General features: G+C 57.5%; 15 protein-coding genes, 1 pseudogene and 2 riboswitches. Of the genes and pseudogenes, 5 read left to right on the forward strand and 11 right to left on the reverse strand.

Annotated elements, in window-relative coordinates:
• A pseudogene (locus K8V32_RS09275) lies at positions 1 to 773 on the forward strand (amino acid permease); the annotation flags it as partial.
• Positions 774 to 804: 31 nt separating this feature from the next.
• Complete coding sequence (locus tag K8V32_RS09280; protein ID WP_303906240.1) at positions 805 to 2,148, forward strand: flavin monoamine oxidase family protein; 1,344 nt, start codon at positions 805 to 807, stop codon at positions 2,146 to 2,148.
• Positions 2,149 to 2,207: 59 nt separating this feature from the next.
• Here K8V32_RS09280 and K8V32_RS09285 read toward each other — a convergent pair whose 3' ends face one another.
• Together K8V32_RS09285 and K8V32_RS09290 are read right to left on the reverse strand one after the other, a co-directional pair.
• Positions 2,208 to 3,191 (reverse strand): AraC-like ligand-binding domain-containing protein, encoded by a 984-nt coding sequence (locus tag K8V32_RS09285; RefSeq protein WP_369681058.1) that lies wholly within the window; start codon positions 3,189 to 3,191, stop codon positions 2,208 to 2,210.
• 156 nt (positions 3,192 to 3,347) lie between these two features.
• Complete coding sequence (locus K8V32_RS09290; protein ID WP_303906243.1) at positions 3,348 to 4,763, reverse strand: aldehyde dehydrogenase family protein; 1,416 nt, start codon at positions 4,761 to 4,763, stop codon at positions 3,348 to 3,350.
• Positions 4,764 to 4,989: 226 nt separating this feature from the next.
• Here K8V32_RS09290 and K8V32_RS09295 point away from each other — a divergent pair, with 226 nt between their 5' ends.
• A complete protein-coding gene (locus K8V32_RS09295; RefSeq protein ID WP_303906247.1) occupies positions 4,990 to 6,087 on the forward strand; it encodes a Zn-dependent alcohol dehydrogenase in 1,098 nt (365 codons plus the stop codon).
• Between the two features lie 17 nt (positions 6,088 to 6,104).
• Here K8V32_RS09295 and K8V32_RS09300 read toward each other — a convergent pair whose 3' ends face one another.
• Positions 6,105 to 7,391 carry an MFS transporter gene (locus K8V32_RS09300; protein WP_303906250.1) on the reverse strand — a complete coding sequence of 429 codons (1,287 nt, stop codon included), beginning with the start codon at positions 7,389 to 7,391 and terminating at the stop codon, positions 6,105 to 6,107.
• Between the two features lie 222 nt (positions 7,392 to 7,613).
• Here K8V32_RS09300 and K8V32_RS09305 point away from each other — a divergent pair, with 222 nt between their 5' ends.
• Positions 7,614 to 8,507: an alpha/beta hydrolase gene (locus K8V32_RS09305; protein WP_303906255.1), complete on the forward strand. Its 894-nt coding sequence runs from the start codon at positions 7,614 to 7,616 to the stop codon at positions 8,505 to 8,507.
• A 135-nt stretch (positions 8,508 to 8,642) separates the two neighbouring features.
• Positions 8,643 to 9,452 (forward strand): hypothetical protein, encoded by an 810-nt coding sequence (locus K8V32_RS09310; protein ID WP_303906257.1) that lies wholly within the window; start codon positions 8,643 to 8,645, stop codon positions 9,450 to 9,452.
• Positions 9,453 to 9,522: 70 nt separating this feature from the next.
• On the opposite strand, the gene acs is transcribed toward K8V32_RS09310, so the two are convergent.
• The 8 genes from acs to K8V32_RS09350 form a co-directional block, all read right to left on the reverse strand.
• The gene (gene acs / locus K8V32_RS09315) at positions 9,523 to 11,529 is read right to left on the reverse strand and encodes an acetate--CoA ligase (RefSeq protein ID WP_303906303.1); all 2,007 of its coding nucleotides are present in this window, start codon (positions 11,527 to 11,529) and stop codon (positions 9,523 to 9,525) included.
• Between the two features lie 136 nt (positions 11,530 to 11,665).
• A riboswitch (SAM riboswitch) is annotated at positions 11,666 to 11,755 on the reverse strand.
• A 46-nt stretch (positions 11,756 to 11,801) separates the two neighbouring features.
• The gene (locus K8V32_RS09320) at positions 11,802 to 12,653 is read right to left on the reverse strand and encodes a metal-dependent hydrolase (protein ID WP_303906260.1); all 852 of its coding nucleotides are present in this window, start codon (positions 12,651 to 12,653) and stop codon (positions 11,802 to 11,804) included.
• A 116-nt stretch (positions 12,654 to 12,769) separates the two neighbouring features.
• Positions 12,770 to 14,023, reverse strand: coding sequence for a type III PLP-dependent enzyme domain-containing protein (locus K8V32_RS09325; RefSeq protein ID WP_303906263.1), 1,254 nt, complete (start codon positions 14,021 to 14,023; stop codon positions 12,770 to 12,772).
• A 50-nt stretch (positions 14,024 to 14,073) separates the two neighbouring features.
• Complete coding sequence (locus K8V32_RS09330) at positions 14,074 to 15,504, reverse strand: FAD-dependent monooxygenase (RefSeq protein ID WP_303906266.1); 1,431 nt, start codon at positions 15,502 to 15,504, stop codon at positions 14,074 to 14,076.
• Between the two features lie 263 nt (positions 15,505 to 15,767).
• Positions 15,768 to 17,951 (reverse strand): HNH endonuclease, encoded by a 2,184-nt coding sequence (locus K8V32_RS09335; protein WP_303906270.1) that lies wholly within the window; start codon positions 17,949 to 17,951, stop codon positions 15,768 to 15,770.
• 336 nt (positions 17,952 to 18,287) lie between these two features.
• Positions 18,288 to 19,160: an ABC transporter permease gene (locus tag K8V32_RS09340; protein WP_303906273.1), complete on the reverse strand. Its 873-nt coding sequence runs from the start codon at positions 19,158 to 19,160 to the stop codon at positions 18,288 to 18,290.
• Between the two features lie 3 nt (positions 19,161 to 19,163).
• On the reverse strand, positions 19,164 to 20,153 hold the full coding sequence (locus K8V32_RS09345) for an aliphatic sulfonate ABC transporter substrate-binding protein (RefSeq protein WP_303906276.1): 990 nt from the start codon (positions 20,151 to 20,153) through the stop codon (positions 19,164 to 19,166).
• A 2-nt stretch (positions 20,154 to 20,155) separates the two neighbouring features.
• Complete coding sequence (locus K8V32_RS09350) at positions 20,156 to 20,947, reverse strand: ABC transporter ATP-binding protein (protein ID WP_303906279.1); 792 nt, start codon at positions 20,945 to 20,947, stop codon at positions 20,156 to 20,158.
• A 9-nt stretch (positions 20,948 to 20,956) separates the two neighbouring features.
• A riboswitch (SAM riboswitch) is annotated at positions 20,957 to 21,046 on the reverse strand.
• Positions 21,047 to 21,074: the final 28 nt, after the last annotated feature.

The raw sequence follows: 21,074 nt of genomic DNA on the forward strand, positions 1-21,074 counted from the left end.
CATTTTCCGCCTGGGCAGTCGGTGTTGGTGTGGGGCCAAGCAGCGTTGTCGAGGAATCTCAGACCTTCGGCCCGGACCTGATCTTCAACTGGCTGGGTCAACACTCACCCATGCTGGCGAATTTTGCCAACCTGCTATTTGTCACCAGTCTGCTGGCCGTACTGCTGGCATTCCACAATGCGGTGGCCCGCTACTTCTTTGCACTGGGCCGCTCAACCGTACTACCCAAGGCCCTGGGGACGACGGCACCAAACGGTGCACCACGCAACGGATCATTGATGCAGTCAGGACTTGCCTTCGTCGTCGTTGTGGGGTTTGCCATCGCCGGTATTGGTCACGAACTCGGTGAGCTGTTCCCGGTCATCACGCTGTTCACCTGGCTGACCAACGCTGCAGCATTCGGTCTGGTGTTCTTGCTGGCCATCACCTCGGTTGCAATCATTGCGTGGTTCCGCACCAATCAGCTGCAGCGCGGCATCTGGACCCGGGTTATTGCGCCAAGTATCGCCACCATTGGTTTGACCACCGTGTTCATCATGATTCTGGTCAACTTCGAGCTGATGATCGACGCCGAAGCAGGCTCCGCGCTGATCTACATCATGCCCGGTCTGATCATTGTCAGTGGCGTACTTGGCTTGGTCTGGGGAGAGATCATTCAACGCCGTCGTCCGCAAGACTACGAAGCAATGCGTCACCAGGACGTGCTCAGCGACGACGAGGAGATTGCGATTGCCCAGGGATCCTTGGATGACAACGAACGCAGCACAAACTAGACACAGAACACTCACACGAAAGGAAAATGCTGTGACGAAGAAACATGTTGTTGTAATCGGTGCGGGATTTGCGGGCCTGATGGCAGCACGTGAACTGCAAGCCGCCGGCATCAGCGTCGAGATGATCGAAGCCCGGGATCGCATCGGTGGGCGTGCCTGGACCGAAGAGCGGATGGGACGTCCGCTAGAACTCGGGGCAACCTGGGTGCACTGGTACCAGGCGCACACCTGGACCGAGATCGTGCGCTACAACCAGCCGATCGTGGCCTCGCCCGAGCCGCAGACCGTGTACTGGAATCGCTCTACCGGTGAAACCTGCCAAGGTACGATGGACGACGTTGAAGCACTGCTGCGTCCGGCCATGGCCGAAGTCTTTGCCAGAGGCGACGAATATTTCCCGAACCCGTTGGATCCGATGTGGATTCTCTCGGACAGGTACGACGGACCAGCAGCACTGCGCGAACAATTTCTGGCCGATGACCAGAAATCCGTGCTCGACATTATTCGTGAGTCAGGAAAATTCAGTCACGAACAACTCGATCTCATCAGTTCCTACTGGGCGGCCGGCTACATTGGCAATCCGGACACCGGGTCATCATTGATGGCCAAACAGTGGGCGGCACTATCGAATATGGATCTGGGGCTGCTGGACGACATCACGTTGAAATTCAAACTGGTCAATGGCATGCGGGGCATTTACAACGCGATGGCGGAAGATCTAACCTGCAATATTCGGTTGAATACTCCGGTGACCAAGGTGCAGCACACCACCGAAGGGGTAGCCATCACCTTGGAAGATGGTGAAGTTCTCACAGCTGATGCAACGATCGTGACCGTTCCGGTTGGGGCCATGAATACCATCGAGTTTTCTCCGGCACTGCCACAGAAGATGCAAAAAGTGGTTGATCGCGGTTGGAACTCCAAGGGCGCCAAAATCTGGATCAAAATTCAAGGCCACCATAAGATCCTGGGCTACGCGCCCTTCCCAGCAAAGATGTCGGTGGTGCGTTCCGAATACTTTACCGACGACGACACCACCATTCTGGTGGGCTTCGGCGGAGACCACTTGGCAGTTGATCTCAACGACACTGCGGTAGCCCAAGAAATCATCAACCAGTTCAATCCAGAACTTGAGGTGATTGATTCCACCGGGCATGACTGGGTTGCTGATAAATGGTCTGGCCAGGCCTGGGGCACCTTACAGCGCGGCCAATTCAGCGATGGCTGGGATAACTTCAAACAGACCGGCACTCAGATGTACTTTGCCGGGACCGAATGGTCGAAGGGTTGGCGCGGAGTTTGCATTGACGGCGCACTAGAATCTGGTATGACAACCGCGCGTCGGATTATCCAAGACTTCCGACAGCAGGCATAAAACCTACAACATCAACGGGTCACGCTGCTGCTTGTCGGCGGTGGGGGACCCGTTGGTGTTTATACATTAAAAATGGAGTTGCGGTAACCCGAAGGAGTTTCACCATAGATTTGTTTAAAGAGTTTGGAAACATGCGATGCATCGGTTAGACCATAGCGTGAACTAATGGATTGTACCGTTTCGTCGCGATAGGCCGGATTCGCAAGGTCATCGCGGATTCTTCGGACACGTTCATTGCGGATATAGGCGCTGACCGTTTGATGTTCTTCCGAGAATTTGCCGTGCAGCTGACGCAGCGAGACATAAAAATGGTCGGCAATCATTTGTGGTCCCAGCTGGGGATCGTGTAGGTGATCGTCAATAAATGCCACGGCCTGCTGAAATAGCGGGTTGTCTTCTTGCAGGTCGTTGTGCTTCCGGGCCGCTGCAAAGAGGACCGTGACAAGCATTTCAAGAGCGGAGCGCACCAGCTGCAACGCGTGTGGACCCTGTAGAATATGCAGATTCAGCGCGAGTTGTTTAAAAAGTGGGACCGCCACTTTTCCTAGCCCAGATTCATCACTAATGGGGATCGCCGTCACCTGTGAGATCTGATTCTGAACCAAGTGCAGCAGCTCTTGCGGAAACTGAATGATGAGACTTCGCTGATCTTGTGCATAGTCCAAGGTATAGGGGCGATGCGCAACATACAGGGCAAGGTCACCGGGGTGCAGCTGACATTCACGAGCGTCCTGAGTCAGGACCGTGGTGCCGGAAAATTGCAGTGAGAGCTTGCACAACGCTTCATGCTCGGCAATCGGGACAATCTTACTCTGGGTGACCGTATGCGGGCCGGTGTACATGTCGAAAAGTTCGACCTCACCCAGCGAAACATGGTGTTGGCCTGCGCGGAAAGCTTGCCTATCGGGTGTGCTGAATTCAATATGGGGAAAGCTTGCTTGAGCGTTCTGAACCCAGGTCCAATAATCTTGGTCGCGTGCTGGAGCGGAAGTGAGTTGGACTGCGGCGTCTTGCTGCTGTTGTTGTATATCCAGTTTGCCCAGTCCTTTCTATACGTCTCGCGGCCTGGCTGTCACCTGTCAGATATGAAGTAATGATTAACTATATCAACGCGGAATTTGGTCACCATAGCAAACAGCGCTGTCCTCCCCGGCCTATGAAAAGGTGGGATGACAGCGCTGTGTGACAGCAAAGGTGTCTTAGAGGGTCGTGACCTTTGGCAGTGCGACCTGCTTGAGTCCTTCGACGCCGAACTCTAGGCCCATACCGGATTTCTTGACGCCGCCGAATGGCACCCGTGGGTCCACGGCACCGTGTTTGTTGATCCAGGTGGTCCCGGCAATCAGTCGGTTTGCGACGTCGCGTGCGCGGTCGGCATTCGATGACCACACGGAGGAGCCCAGCCCGACTTCAAGTTCGTTGGCCCATTGGATGGCTTGATCAAGATCGTCGTATTTGATGATCGGCAGTGCCGGACCAAATTGTTCGATCTGCACCAACGGGTTGTTCTGGTCGATATCCGAGACAATTGTGGCCGGGTAGAAATACCCGGTCTGGTTTTCATCTGGGTTGCCACCGGTGACAATGGTGGCGCCATCTTTGCGGGCCGCTTCGACCAGATCAGCAACAATCTTCTGCTGGGCGGCGTTTTGCAGTGGTCCCAGCACGTTTTCTTCAGATACGCCCTGGCCCATGGGTGTTTCGGCGGCAATCTTGGCTAGTGCTTGAACCACCTCGTCGTAGATCGAGGCGGGCACGTAGAGCCGCTTCAGCGCCGCACAGGTCTGGCCGGTATTGATAAACGCGCCCCAGAAAATATCCTGCGCCATATCCTCAACATTGATATCATCTAGCACAATACCGGCGTCGTTACCACCCAGTTCAAGGGTTACACGCTTCATATCCGCAGCCGCCGAGCGCATGATCGCCTGGCCGGTCTTGGTCGAACCGGTGAACATAATCTTGTCAATGTCAGGGTGTTCAGAAACTGCCTGACCAATATCGCCTTCGCCCGGCACAACCTGCAGCACACCTTCGGGCAGGACCTGATTGAGCACCGCAACCAGCGCTTGCACCGATAGCGGAGTGTGTTCGGAAGGTTTCAAAATGACGGCGTTACCCATCCGCAGCGAGGGGGCCAATTGCCAAACCGCGATCATCATGGGCCAGTTCCACGGGCCAATGGCTCCGACCACCCCGATGGGCACATAGCTCAGCACGGATTTGCCGGATTCGTCATCGACGAGGACTTCGTCTTCCAGCGGGAAGTCCGCGTTGGCACGCAGCCAGGCTTCACAGGCGCCAGCTTCGAAACGAGCGTTGGGACCATTGAGCGGTTTGCCGACCTCACGGGCCAGAACCTGGGCGAGCGCTTCAGCCGAAGCGTTGACCGCGTCGGCGGCCTTGTGCAAGTACTCGGAGCGTTCGGTGTGGGAAAGCGCACCCCAGGATTTTTGGGCTTGACGAGCTTTGGCCACGGCGGCATCGACGTCGTCGGGAGTCGAGATTTTGGTGTGGCCAATGAGCTCACCGGTGGCCGGATCATACACCGGCTGGCCATCGGCGACGGTGACGGCGGCAAGTAGATTATCGAATGTCGTCAGATCAGTAGACATGTATTCCTCCGTGTTCATTCATGGGATCGCAAATGGGTCCCGGTTGTATTCTAGGCTGCCAAAATATGCGGTCGCTGAGTTAGGGCTGACGTGCATGACACTTGGACTCCAGTGCAGGACTGCAGCCGCCATGCTGCGTGGCGGGCAGAGCGGATGGTCTGATTCGGTACAGTAAAAAGGGCGTTGAATATACGACGTTGACCACAAGATGCGGAGGTATCCTGCAATGAAAGCAATGGTAGTTCGAGAACTCGGTGGCGGCTGGGTAGAAGAAGATATTCAGATTGCCGACCCGATTGGTCAAGAAGTACTGATCGAACTGAAAGCCTCTGGTCTGTGCGGTTCAGACTTCATGGAAATGAGCAATGAAGTCCAGTATCCGCCTCCGGCAGTCCTGGGCCACGAAATTTCCGGGGTGGTCACACAAATTGGTCCTAACGTTACAGAATTTGCGGTAGGTGACCACGTTGCCGCCTGTCTGGTGCAGTTCTGCGGTAAATGCGAACAATGTTTAGCTGGCGAACCAGGCCTGTGCCGTTCTCCTGAACTGACCCTGCGTGCTGACGGCGAAGCACCACGGCTCAAAGATGCCAACGGTAACCCAGTGACGCAAGGCATGGCGCTGGGCGGCTTTGCTCAGCAGGCACTGGTTCATGAGAATATGCTGGTCAAACTACCCAAAGACATGCCTTTTGCCCAGGCTGCGGTGCTGGGTTGTGGGGTGATCACCGGAACCGGGGCTGTGCTCAATGCGGCTAAGGTCCGGTCCGGTGAAGATGTGGTGATTATTGGTGCCGGTGGGGTTGGGCTCAACGTTGTTTCCGGTGCGGTGTTGGCCAGTGCTGGCAAAATTATTTCCGTGGACTTGAACCAGGAATCGCTGGATGCCGCCAAAGCTTTCGGTGCAACCCACACCATCAACTCAGCTGAGACTGATCCTGTTGCCGCGGTCAAAGAATTGACCGGTGGTCACGGTGTTCGTACGGTCTTCGACGTCGTCGGAATTGGCGCCACGGCACGTCAAGGTTACGACATGTTAGATAACGGTGGGACGCTGTATCAAATTGGCATGGGATCGGGCACCGATACGCTGGATACGGTCCCAATGCAGAACGCCTTTTCGCGCAAAGCCATCCAGGGCGTATTCATGGGCTCTGGCGTGCCCAAACGCGACATAGCCATGCTTGTTGAACAGTACCAAGCTGGTCGGCTGAACCTTGATGACATTGTTTCTGGTGAAATTAAACTCTCTGAGGTCAACAAGGGTTATGAAATGATTCGCGATCCAAAGGTGAATCGAATCGTTATCACCGACTTCTCCTAGTTGCCGGTCGTTTTCTTCTAGTTGCGGGTTGTTGGTGGGTGGAGTCCGGCGTCGCGTGTTACCGGCCCCGGCCCGGGCGGTAAGGTCCGCGAAAAGATCCCGGCACCCACCAACCCCAGGGCTGCGATGGCCCAAACACCAAAGGCCAGCGTGGAGATGGCCGTGACCACGGAGATCAGCAACGGCCCGGTCAATGTTCCAGTATCGGAAAGCAGCCGCCACAGGGCCAAGAATTTTGGTCGACCCACGGTCGGGGAGTAGTCAGCTCCCAGGGTCATAACGATGCCCGCACCGAAACCATTGCCCAGCCCAATTAATACGGCGGCCACCATCAACCATCCACTCGTGCCCATCAACGGCACGGAGGCGGTGCCGATGGCCAGTCCGGTGAGACAGCAGACTGCAACCACACGACGTCCTTTCCGGTCCATCAGCAGACCGGATGGATAGAACATGATCAGATCAATGGCCCCGGACACCCCGTAAATGAGTGATGCCTGGGCTGGGCTGAGGCCGAGGTGCTCGGCCCACAGTGGGATGACCGCGGTGCGCGAGGCTCGCATCGCCGACAGGCACAGCACACCCAGGCCCGAAGACAACAGCACCCGCCAATGTTCCTTGGCCAACGACGTCATCGTTGGATTCGTGATGATCTCCAGCGGGCTGGTTGTTGTTGATTCCAAATGCGTGGGCGTGGTGGGTTCAGCCAGTTCTTGGATCAAGAGTGAAATAATGACGGCGGTGCCCATACACGCCGCGCCGACGGCAAATGCGCCCTGCATGCCCAGAAACGCTTGAGCCCCGGCACCAAGGAAGGGCCCGACGAATGATCCGATGCGTATCATGCCGCCCAGCAGGGACATGGCCCGGGCCCGGTGGGAGACCGGAACAGCCACCGCCAAATACGACTGGCGTGCCAGATTGAATCCGGCTCCGGCCATCCCGATCAGCAAGATACCTACGGTATAGCCGGCAAAATCATAGGGCACACCCAACGGAAACCAGCCGGCGACCATCGCCCAGGCCAGCGTGGCACCCAGGGTCCCTACGCCAGCCGAGACGATCATGGTAAGACGTTCTCCGGCACGTGAGGCCAATTGGGCGGCTGGAGCATTTGCGATCAGGGAACCGATGCCGATTAGTGTGACTGTACTGGCCGCCACCGCCAGGGAGACTCCGAATCCTGTAGAGGCCCCGGCAATTGCCGGCATGATGGCGCCAAGACCAATCGCATAGATTAACGAGGGAGCATAGATCTGAAACGCATTCGCTAGAGGTTTGGCGCTGCGTGACTGATCTGACATGTTACCTTCTTTACTCCATCCGGTCCGAGTACAGCAATGACTCTTAACCTCCTAGAGTACGCCGAGGTGACACAAAAGTTCTGAACCCCAGCCATCATCGATATTTCAACTCACGGCTTTCCTGATAACGCATGGCTGTTGGTGCCAATGTTGCCGCGGTGTAAAATGAGGATACCTTCGACGCCACAGTGGTGTTGTGGGAACCCGATACAGGAGTTTCTCATGGAACCGGACCATAGGTTTCGAACTGAAGAACTACGGTTCTCCTCGGATGGTTTGGATTGTGCGGCGACCTTGTATCGCCCTGTTGAAGCGGACGCCGTTGTGCCGTGTGTCGTATTTGCTCCAAGTGTGAACCAGACTCGTCGCGATGGTTACCCGCGGTTTGCGGAACGTTTTGCGGCCGCAGGTTATGCCGCTTTGATCTTTGATTACCGATACATTGGCGACAGCGCAGGCAAACCACGTCAACTTGTCGATTATAAACAACAGCGCGAAGATCTTCGTGCGGCAGTCGCTTTTGTGCGTTCCCTGGAAGGCATCGATACGACGCAGATCGTGTTGTGGGGATTTTCTTTTGCCGGCGACCCGGTGCTGAACGTGGCAGCCGATGATCAACAGATTGCTGCCGTATTCACGTTGTGTCCGCTGCTGGACGGACTGAAATTTTCCGCTATCTCTGGGACCGGTAACACGTTACGGCGAATGGCTGCAGCAGCCCGCGCGTCTTGGACTCGCGAGCCGATACGTATGCCGGTCACCGCCCCAGCCGGTAGGTTGGCGCTGTTCAATAAGCCAGAGGCAGTTGAGGGATTCGCAGCGTTGCAGGCGGAAAACTCGTCATGGCGCAACGATATTTTGGTCAAACCAACCCAACCGCCCTTCCTGCTGCGCCCCATCAAACATGCAAAGCATATCACCTGTCCACTATGGGTAGGCCTTGCAACGCAAGACACGATGGTCCCGGCGATGCCCATGCGACGACTCGCACGACTAGCACCCTATGCTGAACTTCGAACCTTTTCGGGCGGTCATTTTGGCGGATTTCTTGACCACTTTGATGAGGTCATCACATCCCAACTGGCGTTTCTGCGCCGCGCACTTGCCCACGGATAACCACCCGGGGCCGCAAACGCCACTCGTCGAATATCAGACAGGCGGTCAGTATGCGTCCCCAATATCTTGAATCATGGTGACCGGATCCATAGACTCACAATCCATAGCCCAGAAGTGATGGCTTGGAGGAATATTGTGCATGTCGCATATCAGCTCAAACGAGACAACCTGCGCATCAAGATCAACCAACAGGACACCGAGCTCGACGCACTATTTCCCATCGGCCATAAACATGACCGCTACGGGTTTCTGATTACCGAACCCTACGGAAGTTTTGGTGCAAGCTTGCTCATCCAAGCCGCCATCGTGCACTTTTATGACATTCATCCGGCCCGTCGCGACAACGAACCCATGTACCCAGAAATCTATATGTTCCACGTCGGTGGGGCTTTCGGGGATCACAGTTCATTTGATTTCTGGCCACCGCGCAAAGAAATCTTTGTTGAGGCCAATAAGCCAGCGGATCTCCTGTCAGCCATCGTTGATCGCGGTATCACTCGATTGACGGTTCCTGAAGTGCCACCAGGCGACCCTGTACGTCTCCAAGACGGCGCAAATACGTTCGCCGACATTGGTTCAGCCAAAAATCTGTTGGCTTCATGTTTCGTCTATAATGCCGGAGGCATGACTGACGACGCCGATGTTGTGCTGTCATCCGATCATCCATCTTTTGAGGCCAATATCGGACGTACGTTGGATCGTGAGCCAATTTTAGAAAAATACTTTGCTGCACCCCAAACCATGAGTCTCGCCGGGCCCTCAGCTCGGCAGGACATTGATCGATGGGTTGAAACCGTCCTGGTCAGAAAAGATGAGGTCGACCGAGATGCTATTCGATTGCTAACCGCCCAACGTCGTCATCGGCAAGGTGACCGACTCGTGAGAACCGAATCTTTCCGACGTGTCAGCGTTGAGGATATGTTCGCCTTATTAGCTGGATTTTGATGACGCGAACACTACCTTTTGCACCGACTAGCCGGTGATCTGGTAGAAGAGCTCCGGCTAGTCGGTGAAACTACCGGACTTGGCTACTTGAACGGTGCTCCAGTACTTCCGCGATTTTGGCAATCGCCGGTTCGTTCTGCAACGACGTCGTATCACCCAGGGTGTCACCGGTGTAGAGTTCCGTGAGTAACCGGCGCATGATCTTGCCCGACCGGGTCTTGGGCACATCGGGGACGAATACAATGTCGTTGGGTTTGGCAACCGGGCCGATCTGTTTGGCGACCAATTGGGTGAGTTCGGCTTTTGCGGCGTCGTCGGTGAAGTCCCCACGGCTGACCACAAATGCGATGGCGCAGTGGCCGGTTTTGGGGTGGGGGACCGGGGTGACGCCGGCTTCAATGACCTTGGGGTGTGAAACCAGCGCGGATTCAATTTCAATGGTCGACAGGCGGTGGCCGGAAATATTGATGACGTCGTCGATGCGTCCCAGGATCCAGATATCGCCGTCGTCGTCGGTTTTTGCACCGTCGCCGGCCAAAAACCAGCCGCGACCGTCTTCGGCCCAGTGGAAATCGGCCCAGTACGAGTGATAGAAGCGTTCCGGATTGCCCCACACCGTGCGGGCAGCACCGGGGCCGGGACGGGTGACGACAATGACGCCCTGTTGGTTGGGTTTCGAAGGGTTGCCCGCGTCGTCGACCACCGCGACATTGACGCCGGGAAGCGGACGCGAACCAGATCCGGGCTTGAAGGTTTTATCCGTTTGACGTGGGGAGATGATGGTGGAACCGGTTTCGGATTGCCACCAGGTGTCGACCATGGGTACGCCCTCGGGGGTGTCGCGGCCAATGTGGGTGCGCGCCCAGTTCCAGGCCTCGGGGTTCACGGCTTCGCCCACGGTGCCGATTAGCCGGATTGAGGACAGATCGTATTCGGCGGCCGGGCCGTTTTCGTGCCAGCCCATCAGCGAGCGCAGTAGGGTTGGTGCGGTGTAGTAACTGGTGACTTTATAGCGCTGGATGACTTCAAAATGGCGCGCGGTGTGGGGTGCATTGGGCACGCCCTCGTAGATCACCTGGGTTGCGCCATTGGATAACGGACCGTACATTTCGTAGGTGTGGGCGGTGACCCAGGCCAGATCGGCGGTGCACCAGTGAACATCGGCCTCGCGCTGGTTCACATCCGGGTTAGCGAACAAAAAATCGTACGTGATTGAGGCGTGGGCCAGATAACCCGCCGAGGTGTGCACCAGGCCCTTAGGTTGGCCGGTTGTACCCGAGGTGTACATGATGAACAGTGGGTGTTCGGCGTCAAAGAACGCGGGCTGGTGGGTTTTGGGTTGCTTGGTGACGACGTCGTCCCACCAGACATCGCGGCCCGGCGTCCAGGGAATATCGGTGTGGCCGGTGCGGTTGACCACCAGCACGTGTTCGATGTTGTTGTCGCCCGAGACGGCTTCATCGGCGGCGGTCTTGACGGGCATGGCCTTGCCGCGGCGGAACTGGCCGTCGGAGGTGACCAAGAGTTTGGCCCCGGTGTCTTCGACCCGGAATTTCAGGGCGTCTGCCGAGAACCCACCAAAGACCAGCGAGTGCACAGCACCGATGCGGGCACAGGCCAGGGCGATGACCACGGTTTCCACAATGACCGGCAGGTAGACGACCACGCGATCGCCGGCAGTGATCCCTAATTCGGTCAGGGCGTTGGCGGTTTGAGAGACTTCCTCTAGCAGGTCCCGGTAGGTTACGGTGCGACGGTCGCCGGGTTCACCTTCGAAATACAGGGCGACTTTGTCGGCGTGGCCGGCTGCCACGTGACGGTCCAGGCAGTTGACGGCCACATTGAGTTTGCCGTCTTCATACCACCGGGCCACGGGGCCTTGTGCGGTGTCGGGGTGTGGTTTTGTCCAGGAATGGATGATGGAAAATTCTGTGTCCCAGTCCAGGCGTTGGCCGGCAGCTTCCCAGTAGGCCATCCGGGCGCGCTCATCGACCTGTGCACCGGTGGCATCTGCACGGTGGTGGGCCAGGCCGACAGCACGGCCCGGATTCACATCGGGGTCTGCGGCATCGACCATGACTTGCGGCAGGGGACCGGGCAGCCCGTTGGGCAGTGGCGTGTATTGTTCATCGAAGAGTTTGGCGGCCAACCCGGTGCGGTAGACCAGGTTCGTGTCAGTGGCGGTGATGCTGGATTGCGTCAAGAATCAAACCTTTCCATCGGTTCTGGCGGTAGCACCTGCACGAGGCGTGGGGTTGCTGCGGCGTCGTCGAGCCAGATCTCTCAGCCGCTCTGGATGGGTACGTCATCTACTGTAGGCAATATTTGGGCTGAACGAAAATTTACCGGTCATAATGCTAGCCATGAGCGAAGCTTGGACTCGGTCAACACCGGGACCAGGCGCTGCTGGGTGATGGTCGTACCGGTGATCACCAGGTACAGCTGCACCAGCACCACCAGGGTGCACCCGGTCAGCAACACCTTGTCCATTGGGCCTGCCGCCGCGATGCGCAATGGCTTGGGCGTGCCGAGGTTTCGCCACCGCTGCCGCCCCAATGGTAGGGGTGCAAGCAGGGGGATGCCGTGTTTGGTCATGAGGTCTCCCACCAGGTGGGTGCCTATGCCGATGGTCACCGCTGAGCCCATGACGACGCCGCTGCCCGAATTCGGTGCCCACTGCCAGGCCGCCCACGCCACCAGCGCTGACACCCCGGTGATCGCCAGCCAGTCGGCTTTCTTGGACCATTCGGGCAACAAGCCCCGAATTGCCAGGCCAAGCAAAACGAATAGCAATGCCACGGCCGCAGCCTTGCCGAACGTAGACATCAGCGCTGCTGCCCCGGCTCCCGCACCCAACGCGAACCAGAGCGTGTGCGTGGCTGTTCGGTGCCCATTACGGCAATACTGGTCCTTGCGGCTGCGGGTGACATTGACGAAAGTTTGGCTTGCATGTTCCACCACACGCGACAGCCCTTGCGATAGCGGGCCGAAGGAGCGCGATACTGTCGCCTGGGGAGAATCCAGATCCGGTAGCAGGGCACCGCCAGCGGTAATGCAGGCAAACATGAGTGCATCCGGAATGGTCGTGACCCCACCCCACTGGGCGGGCAGCAGCTGCGCCACGGCCAGACCGACTGCTGCCCCACTCATTGCGTGGGTGGGCCCCATGACCATGACTATTGTCCCTTCGTTTGCGTGCAAGTGATTCTCACTGACTGTAGGCGAAACCGGTGCGGCGGCAGCGCGGACATTGCGGATGCCGCGACCAAAAGTGCATCAACGGGTTGGAAAAACTACCGTCAGCGCGTAGCTGAGCCTTAGTGTAAGAGTTTTTCGGGTTGGTACACCCCGGCGGTTTTGGCAAGGTCACGTACGGAATGCCCGGAGGCCAATACACTGGATTCGGTCAGCAGCCCATCTGCACGGATCCCGTAAACGGGTGCGGTAAGGTTTGCCCGCGAGCCAAAACTCGACGCTCCGACATCAAGTATTGCTAGCACGTCGCCTTCGTTGACTACTGGTAGTGGCACGCTTTGGGCTACTAGCCCGTTGGGTCCAGCAACGTCATAGTAATACTGCTGGAAATCGTCTTTGGGCTGGCCATCATCGTCGAAGACCACAACGCGTGTCATATCTGGTTGCGGTTGGGCATCAGCATGGACGACGGCGATCATCCGTCCGTCGAGGTCTTTGGTATATTCTACCCGCGCTAAGATCATCCCGGCTCGAGCCGTCAGAAACCCACTGAAATCTATGGTGAATTCGTATTTGCCATGCATCAGATCAGGGATCATCGCCTGGTGGACAAACCGATGATTATCCAACCCCGGATCACAGTCATCACTGCTCTTGCCCACGGCGTCTCCGGCACTGAAATGCAACCCACGGATACGTGGACCACCCACGGCGTGTTCAACATCTTCGGCAAACTGGTAGACCGCGGCAACTTGTTCTGCGGTCTGTTGCAGCGTGGTGGGTGGGGTATCAAAGCTGACATGCAGTTGGGTTAGCCAAGGGCGTTCGAGGAAGACTTCAATGAGGTCTTGACGGTGATCGCGCAACCCAATGCCCACGTGGGCGAATGTGGTGGCATTGTCATCGGCTGAAGCTTGCGGGGTGACCTGTAGTCCAATGGCGCCGTCGTAGTCCACGGCGTCATGCAGTAATTCATCAACGCGGGTCAATTCGGCAAAGTTACTGATGCTAAAGCTCAGCGCGGCATCGGTGAGTTCCTGCAGCTGGGAGGGCGTTTTTACCGGGGCATTATGGACGATTTCGTGTGGAAAATAGCCACTATTGCGGGCAATTTCAAGTTCGACGGCGGTCCGGGTTTGTACGCCAATGCCGCGGGCCCGAAAATGCTCCAGCACACCGGGTAGGGCCATAGTGCCGACGGAAACTGCCGGCTGAAACCAGTCTTCAGCATATGCCTCGTGGACTCGTTGGATCAGGTGATCCAGGATGTTGTAATCGACTACACCCAGCACCGGTGTGGCATCCGTCAGCGTCGGGGCGAGCCGCTCCACTGCGGTCAACCGCTGGGTTGTGATGCGAGATCCGAAAGAAACCATGGCACGATCCTACGCGCACAGGTAGGACACGTTAGCGATTGTCGCAGCGCTCAACGTGACGGTTCTACGACGTCAACAATGGCTTTGAGTAGGCGGTTACGTCGAATACGTGTATCCACCTCGCGGCGTGTCGCACCGGATACGGCGACGACGCCGTCCGGACGGATCAGCTGGACGCCGTCGTCGTCGGTATGCCAATACCAGGTGCCGGGCGGCTGGTATTCGGTGATGGTGCTGGCTGCGCGCTTGCCGGAGAGTTTGTCGCGGCCCAGAACCAGGGGCCCGTGCTGGTAGGCGATATTGAGTCCGGCCATGGTTTGGCCCAGGAGTTGTCGGGCGCCAGTGTGCGGCAACAGCGTGGGCGCGACGGTTCCCAAGACGCGTCGACCGGCGCGTCGGGAATCCGTGACCAGGGCCGTGATTCGTTGCACCCGAGCCACCATACGTTCGATGACCGGCCGGCGCTCGGCTTCGTAACTGTCGAGCAGTTTCGCGGCTTCTTTGGGCTGCAATGTATCGGCCAGCGCGAGCTTCCAGATTAGGTTGTGGGCATCGTGGACCCCAAAGTTCATGCCTTGCCCGCCGACGGGACTGTGCACATGAGCGGCGTCGCCGGCAAGAAATGCCCTGCCCGAGTGCAGCGGGGCAGCAATCCCGTAGGACGGCGAAAATCGCGAAGTCCAGGCAATATCGTGTGCGCCAAAGTGAATGCGGGCACGCGAGGCAATGAGCCCATCAAGGAGTTCTGGGGTGATGGGCTCTGCCCAAGCTTCTGATTGATACGGCAGATGCGCGACGATGCGCCATAATCCGTGTGTTGGTAGTGGGATCAGCAGAAGGAAACCTTCCGGGGCCAGCGAGATCTGGGCTTCGCGGTCGGGTAGGTAGGCGGTGGTATAAGCATCCGCAAGAATAAACGGTGCCTCGGATTCGGCACGTTTGAACTGCGACCGGATGTTATCACGAACCGTGCTGTGGCTACCATCGGCGCCCACAACCCATGATGCTGTGATGGTCTGCGGTTGACCTTGTGTCGATACTTGCGCGGTTACCGACGTAGCGGACTGCTGCAGCTCAATGAGCTGGGTGCCCCATTCCACCGCGACCTGTTGGCGGGTCAGGGCCTGTTCTAACAGGTTTTCTACCTCGTATTGGGGGATGATCAGCCAGTGTGGATAGGCGGTGTCACCCCAGTTCAATTCGTCTAGTGCGATGCGACCGCGGACGCCGAATGATCCGCGCAAATTGACTGCTTCCAATTCACCGCCGACAGCAGCGACGTCGTGGGCAATGCCCAGAGTGTTGAAAACTTCCATGGTGCGAGCGTGGGTTACCAGCGCTTTGGAATAGGCCGCACGTTCGAGTCGTTGATCGATGATCCGAACGGTCAGGCCAGCTTGGCGGGCCGCAAGGGCTGCGGTCAGGCCCGTGGGTCCAGCACCCACGACTAGGACGTCAGGGGATTGGTGCGGATCAGTCATGATTAAAAGTATATGGGGGTTTGAGCCAAAGTGATCGTTCGGGCCGCCTATCATCAGCCGGTGACCGGAGAACCCAGCGGCAGCACAAGTTGTGATTCATGAGCCGGATGTCCGGTATTTTCGCTCGTGTCAGCAGCACGGCGGTCAGCCTTGTGTGACGTCGATGTGTTTGATGTAGCTGGGGCGAATGTTGGGGTCGGTCATCGTTTTTCACAACACTGCATGGTCCTCGGTCACTTTATGAACGCTGAACCTGGTGTCGTTTAGTCGTCCCAGTAGGTGTTTCGTATCGGTGTCTGGGTCGGGTCAAGCCACGGGGCAGGGACCCAATACAGCAACCCCTGATCATCCCAGGTTGGTGTCCAGACGCCTTGGTGGACGTGGTCGTGGCAGGCATTGCATAACAAAATGAGGTTGGTGGTATTCGTGCCACCGTCGTCGTACCAATAGATGGCATGGTGCCCCTCGGTCCAGACGGGAGGGACACGACAGCCAGGACCTCGGCAGCCGCCCAGCATGCCGGCCGCTAGGATTTGGTCATCGCTGAAGAGTCGCTTTCCTTTGCCGAGAAATAATGGCACACCAGCTTGATCGAAAATGGCGGGAATAATCTTCGCGTCACAGAGATCCTTCAGTACTGCGCTCGGTGAGATGCTACCCGTTTGGTAGCGGTGCGACACATACGGGTGTCCGCGCTGTTGTGCATTCGGTGCTGTGGTTTCAGCGGGATCGTGCGACTGGTCATCTGGCGGGTCAGCGCTATTCGACCAGTACCGGCCCAATATAGGGTCTGCGCCCAAAATTGATTCGGGATCATCTGTGTCTGCCGGCAGGTTTTCGTCGATGAGAGCCCGCCATGGCTTGAGGCGCACCGGTGGTTTGCGATGAAACTCAGCTGTGTCGGGGTTTCTCCGGTGATCATCGTGGAGATGGTACGTTTCGGGTAGGGAGTCTTGAAGCATATCGATGAGGGTCTGGTAATCCATAACCGTCCATAAAATGGATGGGGCACGTTTATATTCGGCCATCCCTTCGGCACCAGGGGAGCGTTTGCCTTGGGCTTTCAGGATGGTGAAGAAAATATCGTGGGCTTTCTCATCGCGGCTGCGAGGATCAAGTGTACGCGCCTGCTCTCGAGAGACTTTTTCGCCATCTGGTGTTTCCATAAAGGTTTCAGCGTCGTCAACGGCGTCATCCATGTGCTGATGAAATTGTCCCAGCCGTTCTTCCGCGCAGACCGTGTCATCAAACGGGGTGGTGCCTTCGGAATCGGAATCATCAAAGAGTCCCTCGTTGTTCTCTGAGGAAGCATCCGGCTCTTGTTCTGTGGCGCTGTCCTGTGCGGAGTCGTGCTGAGCCGAAGAGCCAGGATCCTCGTCATCGTGTTCCGATGAGGCTGAGGTTTCGGTATTATTCGACGGACTGTTATCCGAGGTGTCGGGCTGGTCATCGGTAGTTGACCGGAATTTGTCTTGATTGGCTTTGTAGTTGAGCCCGGCGAGAATCAGCGCCTCAATTAGCTCGAGGTTGACCACATCCGTAACAATGTTGATGTGCAGTTTTCCCCTGACGATCCGAGTTGTCAGCGAGTTCTTGGTCTTGGTGAGACGTTGCTCTGGAGGAGGACCATCGGGATCGACGATGTGAGCGAGCTGCTGTAGCCATTTTGTTGACTGCCGGGAGAGTTCCAGCGGCGTCATGTGCTGGGCAGCATCGGTAAAGATAGGATCCATGGTTTGTAAAATATCGGTCGCATTGTCTTTATCGAGTCCCACGGCGTGATAGAAATCGTAGAACTGATTTGCAACCTGTGACATGCGGTCCATATTCTCAGATGGGATCGTCCCGGCCGCATAGGCTTCAGCCATCTTGGGAAATAACGGATCCTTTGTGACACCGTCAAAACGGGCTTGTTTCCCGGTCACGATTTCGGCGCGGTTGAAATATTTGGTGATATTGCGAGTATCGACGCCAAAGCGATTCGCCAACCATCGTTTGCCAGTTCTAAATAAGTCCACACTGGCCGGGATGCCGAGCATGGTGTCGCGATCGAGCCGATAAGCATGGTCAACGATTTGCGAAACATCGACTAACATCGCGTCGAATAGCCGCACCGTGGTGACGAAGTTGTCGACCAGTCCGGGTAGCGTGTCATAGTACTCTTCGGGGGCAACCGGGGTGGGACCAGCAAACTTCCCCTCCGAGGCCGGGTACGAGGTGCTGGCATCCTGGCCGGTGCGATCTTGCGGTACGGAAGCCTCCGCGGCCCAGGTGGTACTCCAATCGGCACCGGCTGCTAAAGTATGTCGGGCGAACTGCTCATAGGCGAAGGAGTCGGCCAGCCTGGCCTGCTGGGTCTGAGCCAGCCGTAATTGGAGGGCTTGGATTTGGCCCATCGACAGTTTTTCCAACTGGTCCTCAGATAACAGCTCGTGTGTGTTGGGCATCTTGGTTACCACCGTGTTCACCTCCCGGGCAGTTCGCGTGTGGTGATGTGATAAACAGCCTAGACAGCGCCGCAACCTGCGTGGAGGATGCTGTGCAGTATGTGCAGAAGCAAGGCCTGAAGGCATGTCCTGTGGACAACACGACACCCCGGATACACCAAGCGGTATAATCGGTGGCTTTTGCGCCCTTGAGCGTCCGCGGTGGCTTCTAGGCCGTCGGAATGCTCCCTGACGCGTGCGATACCTTCGTGTCAGGGCTCTCCCAGGACCTTAAAATACCAACGACGCCGCTGGGATCATTGCCAGCGGCGTCGTCATTGGTAGTGATACTTGAGGTTAGGTCCACCGGGCGATGGCACGTTTCTCGGCCAGGCCCAGGAGGGTATCGGTGATCTTGCCCAGTACCGCGAGCAGAATGATCGCCAGGATGAGCCGGTCAGTGCGGCCATTATTCTGTGAGTCAGTCAGCAGGAAGCCCAGCCCCATAGACGAGGCGATGAGTTCTGCGGCGACCAAGAACAGCCAGGCCTGGGCCAGTGCCAGACGCAGTCCCGAGAAGATGGACGGGACGACGGCGGGCAACTGGACGGTTTTGAATAACCGGAAGCCTTTATATCCGAAGGCGCGGCCGGCTTCGACCAGATGCGGGTCCACGTGTTGCAGCCCGGCATACAGGGTGGTGAAAACCGGGAAGAACGCGCCGATGGCAATCAGCGTGACTTTGGAGTCTTCGCCGATTTGCATCCACAGGATCAGCAACGGCACCCAGGCCAGGGAGGGTACAGCGCGTAGCGCGCCCAACAGGGGAGTTAGCAGCGCATCGGCCCAGCGGGATAGCCCCAGGACGGCGCCGAAAATCATGCCCAGCACGGCACCGATGCCGAAACCAATGAGCACGCGCTGGGCCGAGATGCCGATGTGCATCCAGAGGTCGCCGCGTTGGATGAGTCCGACGGCGGCTTCGAAGACGGCTGCCGGTGGTGGCAGTTGGACGGCGGTGAAGACTTCGGCGGCGGTGACCGCCCACCAGGCGACCAATAGCACGATGGGAACCAGGAATCCGATGGCCGGTTTGACGCCTTTGCGATCCAGGAATCGGGCTTTGGCGGTTGGATCCGATGGGGCACGCGGTGGTATACCACCGGTGAGTCGGACTTCGGCCAGGTGCAGCGGGGCCGAAGCAACGGGTGTCGTTTCAGTGGTCGTCATGGGTTACTCCGCACTGGCTTGTTCGGCGAACTGTGGGGCAAAGAGTGTTTCCAGGGCGGCGTCGACGGTCTCTTGGGAGTCGACGTCACCGGAGGTAACAAAGATTGGAGCGATATTGGCCAGTACGCCGGCTTGTTCGTCACCGGGGACCGGGCTGATGTCAAAACCGGAGCGCTCTTCGATCACAATGCTGGCGACGTCGAGTTCGATATCGGCTTCATCGGCCAGCAGTTGGGCGGTTTCTTCTGGGTTTTCCAGGGCCCAAGCGCGAGCGCGCTCGTAGGTGTCGACAACTGTTTGGGCGACTTCGGGGGAGTCTTCGATGAATTCTTCAGTCGCGTTGAGGAAGGAATAGGTGTTGAGGTCCACGTTGCGGTAGAGGAACTCGGTATCGGCTTCGCCACCGGCCATGATCGGATCAAGACCCGACCAGGCATCCACCGAGCCGTTGTTCAGGGCGGTGAACCCATCGGCGTGCTGGACGTTTTGAACCTCAACATCGGATAACTCCAGGCCGGCTTCTTCAACGGCTTGGACTAAGAAAAAGTATGGGTCGGTGCCACGGGTGGCGGCGACTGAGCGGCCGGCGAGATCTTCCACGGATTCGATATCGGAATCCTGCGGGACAACCAGTGCGGTCCATTCGACGTTGCCGACCACGCTGATGGTTTGGATTGGGGTGCCGGTGGAACGTGCCAGCAGGGCAGCGGATCCGGCGGTGGAGCCGACGTCAATGGCGTTGGCGCGCAGATTTTCATTGGCCTTATTTGAACCGGCGGAAAATACCCATTCGACCTCACCATCGAGTTCTTCTTCTAACCAACCCTGATCTTTGATGATCAGTGACAGCGGGTTGTAGGTTGCGTAGTCAATACGAAGCGTTTCGGCGTCACTGGAAGCAGCATCGGCGTCGGCATTTTCTCCGGCGCAGGCGGTTAGTGCCAGGGCTGAAGCCAGGATGGTTGCGGTGAGAGCGGTACGTGGAAATGACATGGTTAACCTTTCGAGGATGCAAGTTCGGTGACGCCGAGACCGGCCAGAAGCTCTTCGCGCAGGGCTACCAGCGCGGGGTCGTGGTTGGCGCGCGGGCGTGGCACGGACGGTGTGAAAATATTGGCGATGGTCGCGCCGTCGGCGTGGGGTGAGGCGGCGAGTAACACGATCCGATCGGACAGCAGCAGGGCTTCGTCGACATCGTGGGTGACCATTACGGTTGTGGTACCGGTTTTGGCATGGACGTCGAGGAGTAGCTGCTGCATTTTAATCCGGGTCAGGGCATCCAGGGCACCAAAGGGTTCATCGAGCAACAGGATTTCTGGGTCGCGCGCCATCGCCCGGGCCAGCGAAGCGCGCTGAGCCATGCCGCCGGAGATTTCACGCGGTCGGTGATCGGCAGCATCCGATAGTCCCACAAGGTCCAGCAGTTCGGCAACACGTGCGCTGCCGGTGGATTTGGCGGTGCCGTCCGGTAAGCCGATGGCCACATTGTCTGTCACAGTTGCCCAAGGCAGTAGGCGCGGTTCTTGGAACCCGATCGCACAGCGCGGGTCGTATTGTTCAACCGCGGTGTTGTGGATGAGCACCTGGCCGGTGAATCCAATATCGAGCCCACCAAGCGCCCGGAGCAACGTCGACTTGCCCGAACCTGAAGCACCGATGATCGAGATGATCTCACCGGGTTCAATGTCCAGGTCGATGTTGGTCAGGATCTGTCGACTGGTGCCGTTGGTCCCAAATGCGCGACCGACATTACGGCACACTACAGCAGAAGTTTTTGCTTGAGTCATAAAAAATTCACTCCATCGACCCTTGGCGGTAGCACCTGCCCGGCTGGGCGGTTGCTGCGACGTCAACGAGCCAAGTCTCTTAGTCGCTCTGGATGGTTACCTGAATAAGCATAGCCATAGAAGGGGC

This window comes from Enteractinococcus helveticum, assembly GCF_020742345.1.
Classification (GTDB): domain Bacteria; phylum Actinomycetota; class Actinomycetes; order Actinomycetales; family Micrococcaceae; genus Yaniella; species Yaniella helvetica_A.